Here is an 8537-nt window from a genome sequence, read left to right as displayed (position 1 = left end):
CGCTGCCGGGCCGCTCACAGCCGATGAACTCCGCGAGCTCTATTCGCTCATGGTGGCCGTCCGGCACCTCGACACCTCGGCCATCGCCTGGCAGCGGCAGGGCATCATCCCCGGCTACGCCCCCGAACTCGGCCAGGAAGCGGCCCAGGTGGGCAGCGGCTACGCCGTGGACACCACCCGGGACTTCGTCTTCCCCACCTACCGCGAAATGGGCGTTGCCCGGACCATGGGCGTGGACATGGTTGCCTACATGTCCACCCACAAGGCCACGTGGCACGGCGGCCTGTACAACCCGATGGAATCCCGGCTGGCCCCGATCCAGGCGGTCGTCGCCGGCTCCGTCCTGCACGCCGTCGGCTGGGCCCACGGCCAGACGCTGGACCAAAAGGACGGCGTCGCCCTGACCTACTTCGGCGACGGCGCCTCATCGCAGGGCGACGTGCACGAGGCGATGAACTTCGCCGCCGTGATGAAGGCGCCCGTGGTGTTCTTCGTCCAGAACAACGGCTGGGCCATCTCGGTCCCCACCGAACTGCAGGTGGCCGGCGGCTCCGTCGCGGCCCGCGCCGCGGGTTACGGCATGCCGGCGCAGAAGATCGACGGCGACGACGTCGTCGCGGTCCTCGAAGCGACCCGCCGCGCCTTTGCGCATGCCCGTTCCGGCAACGGCCCGGTGCTCATCGAGGCCATGACCTACCGCCGCGGCCCGCACTCCACGTCCGATGATCCGGGCCGCTACCGCTCCCTCGACGAGGAACGCGACGGCGCAGGCACCGACCCGCTCGAGCGGCTCCGGCAGCGGCTGCTGGCCGATGGAATTGCCGACGAGGCGTTCTTCGCCGAAGCGCTGGCCGCGGCCAAGGCCGAAGAGGAGCAGATCCGTACCGGCATCCAGGCCCTGAGCTCCCGGCCCGGGACCGAAATGTTTGACCTGGTTTTCCAGGAAACCACCCCTGCCCTGCAGGCCCAGGCCGCCAACTGGCGCGAGGAGTCCGAACATGTCTAACTCGATTCTCGAAAGCGAAAGTGCCAGCGGCAACAACAGTGCCGACAACACTGCCACCAACCCGGCCGGAAGCGAGCCCGCCACCACGGTGATGTCGATGCAGCAAGCACTCAACCGCGCCCTCGACGAGGTCCTCGCGGAGAACCCCAAAACCGTCATCTTCGGCGAGGACTGCGGCCGGCTCGGCGGCGTCTTCCGCATCACCGACGGGCTGCAGGCCAGGCACGGCGCGCAGCGCGTCTTTGACACCCCGCTGGCGGAATCCGGCATCCTGGGCATGTCCGTGGGCCTGGCGATGGCCGGGTTCCACCCCATTCCCGAGGTCCAGTTCGACGGCTTCGCCTACCCGGCCATCAACCAGATCGTCTGCCAGATCGCCCGGATGAACTACCGCAGCCGGGGCACCATGCCGATGCCCATCACCCTGCGGGTGCCCAGCTTCGGCGGCATCCGCGCCCCCGAACACCACGGCGAAAGCCTGGAGGCGCTCTTCGCCCACGTACCGGGCCTGAAGGTGGTCTCGCCGTCGAACCCGCATGAGGCCTACCACCTGCTCAAGTACGCCGCCACGCGGCCGGACCCGGTGATCTTCATGGAGCCGAAGTCGCGGTACTGGCAGAAGGGTGAGGTGGACACCGCCCGGCACGATGCCGATGGCGGCTCCCCCACCGGTGCCAAGGTGATGCGCGAAGGCCGCCACCTCACGCTGGTCGCCTGGGGCGCCATGGTGGCCCGCTGCCTGCAGGTGGCGGAGCTCGCGGCCGAGGACGGGATCGACATCGAGGTCCTGGACCTGCGCTGGCTCAAGCCGATCGACGCCGAGGCCCTCGCCGCCTCCGTGCGCAAGACGCGCCGCGCCGTCGTCGTCCACGAGGCGCCGCTGACCTCCGGCCTCGGCGCCGAAGTGGCGCAGCTGATCACGCAAAGCTGCTTCGACACCCTCAGGGCGCCGGTGGAGCGCATCACCGGCTTCGACGTCCCGTACCCTTCGGGCGACCTGGAAGATGAATACATCCCGAACATTGACCGGATCCTCTTCGGCATCCAGCGAGTATTGGAGTACAAACGTGGCTGAAATTTCCTTCCCGCTCCCGGATCTCGGCGAGGGCCTGATCGAGGCCACCGTGCTGGAATGGCTGGTTTCACCGGGCGAGCAGGTGGAGCGCAACCAGCCGCTCGTGGAGGTCGAAACCACCAAGTCGGCCGTTGAATTGCCCAGCCCGCAGGCAGGTAAGGTAGTGCGTATCTACGGCGGGCCCGGCGACAAGATCAATGTCGGCGAGCCCCTGATTGTGTTTGAGGTGCCGGACAACACCGCCGGCATCGTGGGCACGGTCCCGAAGGAAGAGGCACCGAAGCGCCGGGTCCGCCTGAGCGCCTTACTTGATGAGGACTGAGAGCATGAGCGGCAGACACACCGGCGAACAGCATTCGCACACCGTTGAGGGCACCGACCCCCAGCTGTACGTGCAGGTGCATGAGCCCCAGAACGACGCCGGGCTCCGTCCCGTCCTGCTGCTGCACGGCTTCTCCTCCTCCTCCAAGCTCAACTGGGAGGACAGCGGCTGGCTCACCGCGCTCCTGGAAGCCGGCCGGCGCGTCATCACCGTGGACCTGCCCGGCCACGGCCGCAGCGGCGCCCCGGAGGACATGGACTCCTACTCCCCCAGCCGGATCCGCGCGGACCTGCTGCAGATAGTGTTCGACGCCGGCGCGCGTCCGCTGCGCGACGGCGACCCGTCCAGCGGGCTCGACGTGATCGGCTATTCGCTGGGGTCCCGGCTCGCCTGGGAGTTCGGGGCCACACAGCACGAGCTGGTGCACCGGCTGGTCCTGGGCGGCCCGAACGTCGCCGATCCCCTGGCGGACTTCGACCTGATCGCCGCGCAGCGGTACCTGGCCGACGGCACGCCGATCGCGGACGAGTCGACCGCCGGGCTGCTGAAGATGGCCATGCTGCTGCCCAGCAACAACATCTTCGCGCTGCTGTCCCTGGTCGAGGCGATCAAGACCGAGCCCTACGACCCCGCCGAGGCCGTCCCGCACATGCCGATGCTCCTCGTGGCAGGGGAAAAGGACGACCGGGCCGCCTCCATGCCGGAGCTCGCCGCCCTCGGCGCCACGGTCGGCGGCATGGTCGAACAGCTGGTGCTGCCGGGCCGCAACCACACCAACGCCATCACCAGCCGCGCCTTCAAGCAGGGCGCCATCAGCTTCCTGGGCGTCTAAACCCACCGTACAAAAAGCAACGCGGGGTCACTTACGGCCCATCCGAATGATCTGGATGGGCGCGCAGTGACCCCGCGTTGCTCTTTAACCCAGAGGGGCACGGACCTTGCGGTCCGCGCCCCTCGTGCTTGCCTGGTTGCTAGTGCTTTGCGGCTCCGGCCGGCGCGTGGTGCGCGACGCCGAGCGGGCGGCCCTTCGTTTCACCGGTCAGCAGGACGCCGACGGCGGAGATGACGCAGAGGATCATGATGTAGATGCCGATGGAGCCGGTCCAGTGGGTGCCCTGCAGGAGGACTTCCGCGATGGTGGCCGCGAACGCGCCGCCGAGGATCGCACCGAAGGCGTAGCCGATCGAGATGCCCGAGTAGCGCACCTCCGGCGGGAACATCTCGGCGTACATGGCGGACATGGGGCCGTAGGACAGGCCCAGGCCGACCGTGAGGACGAACAGCGCGACGCCGTAGAGCAGGATGTTCTTGGTGTCGATCAGGGCGAACATCGGGATCATCCAGGCAAAGACAATGCCGTAGCCGATCAGGAAGGTCTTGACGCGGCCGATCTTGTCCGAGAGCCAGCCGCCGGCCAGGGTGAAGATCAGCCAGCCGAAGGAGGCCAGCGTCGTGGCGAGCAGGATCTGCGGGGTGGGCATCTTCAGCGTCTTGGTGGCGTAGGAGATGAAGAAGGCAATCAGCAGGTAGCCGGCGGCGTTGTTGCCGATGAAGATCATCGTCGAGTAGAGGACGGCCTTCTTGTGCTTGCGGAGCAGCTCGCCCAGGGGCGCCTTGCTTTCTTCCTTGCGGTCCTGCATCTCCTTGAAGACGGGGCTCTCGGCGACCGCCCGGCGGATCAGGTAGCCGACGATGATCAGCACGATGGAGAGCAGGAACGGCACACGCCAGCCCCAGGACGCGAAGTCTTCCTTGGACATGGAGGTGTTGAGGAAGTACAGCAGGCCTGTCGCGAGGATCATGCCGACCGGAACGCCGATCTGCGGGTAGGCGCCGAACAGGCCGCGCTTGCTCTTGGGAGCATGCTCCACGGCCATCAGGGCAGCGCCGCCCCATTCACCACCGGCGGAGAAGCCCTGGATGACGCGGAGCAGGATCAGGAGGATCGGGGCCCAGACGCCGATCTGCGCGTAGGTGGGCAGCATACCGATCAGGGCCGTGGCGGCGCCCATCATGATCAGGGTGAAGACCAGCATGGCCTTGCGGCCGAGGCGGTCGCCCAGGTGGCCGGCGACGATCGCGCCGAGCGGGCGGAAGAGGAAGCTGATGCCGATCAGGGCGAAGGACAGGATCTGCGCCAGGCCCGGGTTGGAGTCGTTCAGCGGGGCGAGGAACAACGGCGAGAGCAGCGTTGCTGTCAGCTGGGCAAAAATGAAGAAGTCGTACCACTCGATGGTGGTGCCGACCAGGGTCCCGGCGAGGACCTTGCGTTCCTCATGTTTGCTGCTGGGACCCGCCTCAGAATCTACGGATGAAGTTACGGTCATTGGAACTCCGTTGCTGGGGGCAGAGGTACTGCCCGGGGTGGGTGCGAAGTGGATAACTGATGCCTCATTAATTACTGATCGAACGGTCAGTTAGTATCCTGAATACTACTATGAAAGATGTGATAAGGCACACACATTCCCGGAAAGTGTCTTCCGCGGGTCAGTCGGTGCGGTTGAGCAGCTCGCGGACCCTGGCCCGGACCGGCTCGCGGTCGTAGGTGTTGACCAGGGCGCCAGCCATGCGGACGGGGTCTCCGAAGAAGAAGTACTCGTAAAGCGACTGGCGCCCGGAGAACCCGGAGATCGAGGCGTCGAAGGCCAGCTTGAACAGCCTGACGCGCTCAGGGCCCGTCAGGGTCTTGCCCTGCAGGTACAGCTCGATGTCCTCGCGGGCCTCGCTGTTGACGTCCGCCTCGCCCGGCAGGGCCATGAGGCCCGACGCCGAGAACTTGCGGATGATCTGCGGGAAGCGCTGGGCCATCTTCGGGTACCAGTTGCGGGCCGCATTCAGGGTGGTCCACTTCGGCAGCATGACGCCGGCGTCGTTGAGCGCGGCGTCGGCCTCGGAGGCGCGGACCAGCGCCTTGCCGATTTCGACGTCGATAATCAACTCAGCGATGTCCTCCTGGATGTGCTGGAACCCGTCGATACCGATCGACTCGGCCAGTTCCGACGCCAGGCCCAGGAAGAACTCGCTCTTGGCAATGGTGCGGGTGACCACCTGGTGGGTCATGAGCGCCCCGGCGCCGGTTTCGGTGTAGAAGCTGTTGCACAGCTGCGGGTGGCCGAGCATGAAGATGCGCTCGTTGGGCACGAAGACGTGGTCGAAGACCGCGACGGCGTCCATTTCCTCGTAGCGGGAGGCCAGCGGCTCGTCGTGGGTGCTACCGCCGTTGTACAGCGAGGTGCGGCAGAGGTAGCGCAGGCCCGGGGCATCGTTGGGGATGGCGAACGCGTAGGAGTAGGGCGCGTCTTCCGGGGTGCCCCGCAGGACCGTGGACGGGAACACGAGGAGCTCATCCGCGATCGGGGCAATGGTGGCGAGCATGCGCGCGCCCTGGATGACGATCCCGTCCGCGCGCTCCTCCACGATCCGGGCCGAGAGCTGGCCGCCGAGCTGCTCGGAACCGGAGACCGAGCGGTTCACCTGCGGCGGGATCAGGGTGTGCGTGGCGAGGACGTCGTTTTCCCGGGCCCACTCGTAGTAGTTGCGGATGTTCTCGCCGAACTTCGGATCCGCCTGCGCGAACCAGTCCCCGGCCGTGCTCAGCGCGGTGAGCGCGGAGTTCATGTAGTCCCCGGAGCGGCCAAGGAAGCCATTGGAAGACTCCGCCCAGGTGGATATGGCGCGGCGGCGCCGCTGGAGGTCCTCAATGGTCTTCGGCACCAGGAAGGAGGCGTTGACCAGGTCCCCGGTGCTGGGAGAAGTGTAGGTGAGCGCCTCCTGGTACTTCGGGTCGTGCTGCATGTCGAAGAGGCCGGCGTAGGAGCGGGCCACATTGCGGAAAGCCGGGTGCTCGGCGATCTTCTCGCTGACCACCTCGCCGTCGATCACCACGTGCGGGGTCATGGCGTTGAGCTTGTCCAGGTACTGCCGTCCGGTACGGATACCCATTGGTCTTCCTCCAGTCGTCGTTGAGCTGAAACGCGTTGAATGGATGCGGTGCGGCGCTAAAGCAGATCCTCCATGCCCAGCTGGCTCTCCGGGATGGTGGTGTAGGTGCTGTTGGCGAACGCCAGGGCATCGCCGTTGCGGTAGTTGAAGTCCACCACCTCGCCTATATACAGCGTGTGGTCGCCGCCGTCGTACGCCGCCCAGGGCTGGCATTCGAAATAGGCGAGGACATTGGACAGCCGCGGGGCAGTATGCCCCTCCACCCACAGCGGCTCGGGGCCGGGACGGCCGGCGAAATGCATGGCCAGGTACCGCTGCTCGGCGCCGAGGATATTCACCGTGAAGGGCCGGCCGGCGAGTTCATCGTGGGCCTTGGCAGTGCGGGCGATGCTCACCAGCACCAGCGGAGGGTCCATGGAGACCGAGGTGAAGGAGTTCACGGTGATGCCGTGGCGCTTCGTTACCCCGTCGAAGGTCACGATCGCGACGCCGGTGGCAAACCTGCCGAGGCTGCCCCGGAAGTGGCTGGCCCGCGGGGCAGACAGCGGGCCCTGGCCCTGGACACCCCCGGCGTGGTCGCGTGGCTTGGCAATCATCACTGATCCCTTGCGTTCGTTGCGGTCTTCCTCGGCTGAGGTTTGGCTGACCTGTGTTTTTTGGTGGGGTGTGTTCTATAATCGAACATGTAGTTCCCATATAGAACGCTAGCGGACCGTGGGCCGGAACACAAGGGTTGCCGGGCGCGCCATGCGTCCAGCGACCCGCCCCTAGGATGGACCCCATGACCCCGAACGCCGGCACCGCCCAGGCTTCCCCGTCCCAGACGCTTTCCCGCGGCATCAGGGCGTTGGAGATCCTCGCCGAGGCGCAGCAGCCGCTCACCATTGCCGAACTCGCCGATGCCATGGGCGTCCACCGCTCCGTGGCCTACCGGATCCTGCGCACCTTGGAGGACCATTCACTGCTGGTGCGCGACGACGGCGGCCGCGTCCAGCCCGGTCCGGGCCTCGCCGTCCTGGCGCGCGGGGTCTCCCGCGACCTGCAGTCGGCGGCCCTGCCCGAACTGACCCTGCTGGCCAACACCCTGGCCATGAGCGCCTTTGTGGCGGTCTGGGACCGGGAGGAGTGCGTGACGCTGGTGACCGTGGATCCGCGGCACAGCGGCGCCGCGGTGGTGCAGCACCCGGGGTCGCGGCACCCCATCAGCGCAGGAGCGCCGGGCATTGCGATCCAGTCAGCCTTCCCGGAGCAGGAGTGGCGGGCCCTGGTCCCGGGCATCCCGTACCGGTCCGAGGCGGCCGAGGCCCGGCACCGCGGCTATGCCGCCAGCCATGACGAAGTGATCCCCGGTGTGTCCTCGATTGCGGTGCCGCTGCGTGTGCCGGGCGGGCGTCCGGCCGCCCTCGCCGTCGTCTATATCCGCGCCGCGCAGGATCCGGACGAGGTGGCCGCGGCCCTGACCGAGGCGGCGCGTCGCATCGAGGCGCAGCTGGGCTGAGCCCGTGCCCCGTCCCGCAGGGCGCTGTCCCGTCGGGGTCTATGCGGCCGCGGCCGTCCTCTTCCCGCGCTGCCGCAGTACGACGGCGGCCGCTGTTCCGAGCAGGAACAGCGCCGTGGCGGCGCACACCGGAACCAGGAAGGCCGTCGAATACCCGAAGTTCTGCGCCAGCTGTCCGGCGACGGAGGATCCGAGCGCGGTGCCGGCCACAATGCCGCTGGCCAGGGCCGTCATGACCGTGCCGAGCTTTCCGGCCGGGGCCACGAGGCCGCCGATCGCGAAGACAGTGACCATGAGCGGACCAACGGGCAGGCCCAGGACCAGCAGTACAAGCACCATGGGCAGCGCCGTCGAGGGCAGCAACAGCAGTGATGCGAAGCCGGCCATGAGGGCCGCGCAGGCAATCCAGCGGGTGTTCACCGTGAAGCGCCGGGGCCAGTACGCGACCGAGAGGGCGGCCGCGGCGGAGCTCAGTCCCATGACGGCGTAGAGCAGGCCCGCGAGTTCGGAGGTGGCGAAGCTGGCGGAGAAAGAGCTCAGTGCTGTCTGGGTGGAGCCGAAGAACGTGCCCATGCACACCATCGCCAGCACGGGGAGGGCGACGGCGGCGAAGGTTTTGACGCGCTGGGCTGCCGTGCGGGTTTCCCGGTGGTTGTCCTCCGCCGTTGTGGGCGCCGGGCCGGCCGCGTGTCCT

General features: G+C 67.5%; 9 protein-coding genes. 5 read left to right on the top strand and 4 right to left on the bottom strand.

The genetic code is table 11. The features are described from left to right. From Y706_RS0116845 to Y706_RS0116830, 4 genes are all read left to right on the top strand, one after another. A partial coding sequence (locus Y706_RS0116845; RefSeq protein WP_028277520.1) for a thiamine pyrophosphate-dependent enzyme occupies positions 1-1006 on the top strand: 1006 nt, incomplete at its 5' end. Then, complete coding sequence (locus Y706_RS0116840; RefSeq protein WP_028277519.1) at positions 999-2081, top strand: alpha-ketoacid dehydrogenase subunit beta; 1083 nt, start codon at positions 999-1001, stop codon at positions 2079-2081. The genes Y706_RS0116845 and Y706_RS0116840, both read left to right, overlap by 8 nt. After that, complete coding sequence (locus Y706_RS0116835) at positions 2074-2403, top strand: biotin/lipoyl-containing protein (protein ID WP_028277518.1); 330 nt, start codon at positions 2074-2076, stop codon at positions 2401-2403. Before Y706_RS0116840 ends, Y706_RS0116835 begins: the two co-directional genes overlap by 8 nt. 4 nt (positions 2404-2407) lie before the next feature. Then, the gene (locus Y706_RS0116830; RefSeq protein WP_028277517.1) at positions 2408-3235 is read left to right on the top strand and encodes an alpha/beta fold hydrolase; all 828 of its coding nucleotides are present in this window, start codon (positions 2408-2410) and stop codon (positions 3233-3235) included. Between the two features lie 139 nt (positions 3236-3374). On the opposite strand, the gene Y706_RS0116825 is transcribed toward Y706_RS0116830, so the two are convergent. The 3 genes from Y706_RS0116825 to Y706_RS0116815 form a co-directional block, all read right to left on the bottom strand. Then, on the bottom strand, positions 3375-4730 hold the full coding sequence (locus Y706_RS0116825) for an MFS transporter (protein WP_028277516.1): 1356 nt from the start codon (positions 4728-4730) through the stop codon (positions 3375-3377). A gap of 160 nt (positions 4731-4890) precedes the next feature. Further along, positions 4891-6345, bottom strand: a complete 1455-nt coding sequence (gene hpaB / locus Y706_RS0116820) for a 4-hydroxyphenylacetate 3-monooxygenase, oxygenase component (RefSeq protein WP_028277515.1) — start codon at positions 6343-6345, stop codon at positions 4891-4893. A gap of 56 nt (positions 6346-6401) precedes the next feature. Then, on the bottom strand, positions 6402-6941 hold the full coding sequence (locus Y706_RS0116815; protein WP_052355094.1) for a flavin reductase family protein: 540 nt from the start codon (positions 6939-6941) through the stop codon (positions 6402-6404). A 185-nt stretch (positions 6942-7126) separates the two neighbouring features. Between Y706_RS0116815 and Y706_RS0116810 the strand changes: the two genes are divergently transcribed. Further along, entirely contained in the window at positions 7127-7843 is a 717-nt protein-coding gene (locus Y706_RS0116810; protein ID WP_028277513.1) for an IclR family transcriptional regulator, read from the top strand. Between the two features lie 39 nt (positions 7844-7882). On the opposite strand, the gene Y706_RS26080 is transcribed toward Y706_RS0116810, so the two are convergent. Then, positions 7883-8537: MFS transporter (locus Y706_RS26080; protein ID WP_343213076.1), on the bottom strand; the 655-nt coding region annotated here is incomplete at its 5' end.

The sequence above is a fragment of the Arthrobacter sp. I3 genome (assembly GCF_000520575.1).
In the GTDB taxonomy this organism is placed as follows: domain Bacteria; phylum Actinomycetota; class Actinomycetes; order Actinomycetales; family Micrococcaceae; genus Arthrobacter; species Arthrobacter humicola_A.
The sequence above is the reverse complement of the archived record's forward strand: the minus strand, read 5'-3'. Positions and strand labels throughout refer to the sequence as shown.

What these genes read in the sequence shown, in the direction of transcription:
- Y706_RS0116830 (WP_028277517.1), top strand. Translation starts at nt 2,408, where the DNA reads ATGAGCGGCAGACACACCGGCGAACAGCATTCGCACACCGTTGAGGGC.
- Y706_RS0116840 (WP_028277519.1), top strand. Translation starts at nt 999, where the DNA reads ATGTCTAACTCGATTCTCGAAAGCGAAAGTGCCAGCGGCAACAACAGT.
- hpaB (WP_028277515.1), bottom strand. Translation starts at nt 6,345, where the DNA reads ATGGGTATCCGTACCGGACGGCAGTACCTGGACAAGCTCAACGCCATG.
- Y706_RS0116810 (WP_028277513.1), top strand. Translation starts at nt 7,127, where the DNA reads ATGACCCCGAACGCCGGCACCGCCCAGGCTTCCCCGTCCCAGACGCTT.
- Y706_RS0116815 (WP_052355094.1), bottom strand. Translation starts at nt 6,941, where the DNA reads ATGATTGCCAAGCCACGCGACCACGCCGGGGGTGTCCAGGGCCAGGGC.
- Y706_RS0116825 (WP_028277516.1), bottom strand. Translation starts at nt 4,730, where the DNA reads ATGACCGTAACTTCATCCGTAGATTCTGAGGCGGGTCCCAGCAGCAAA.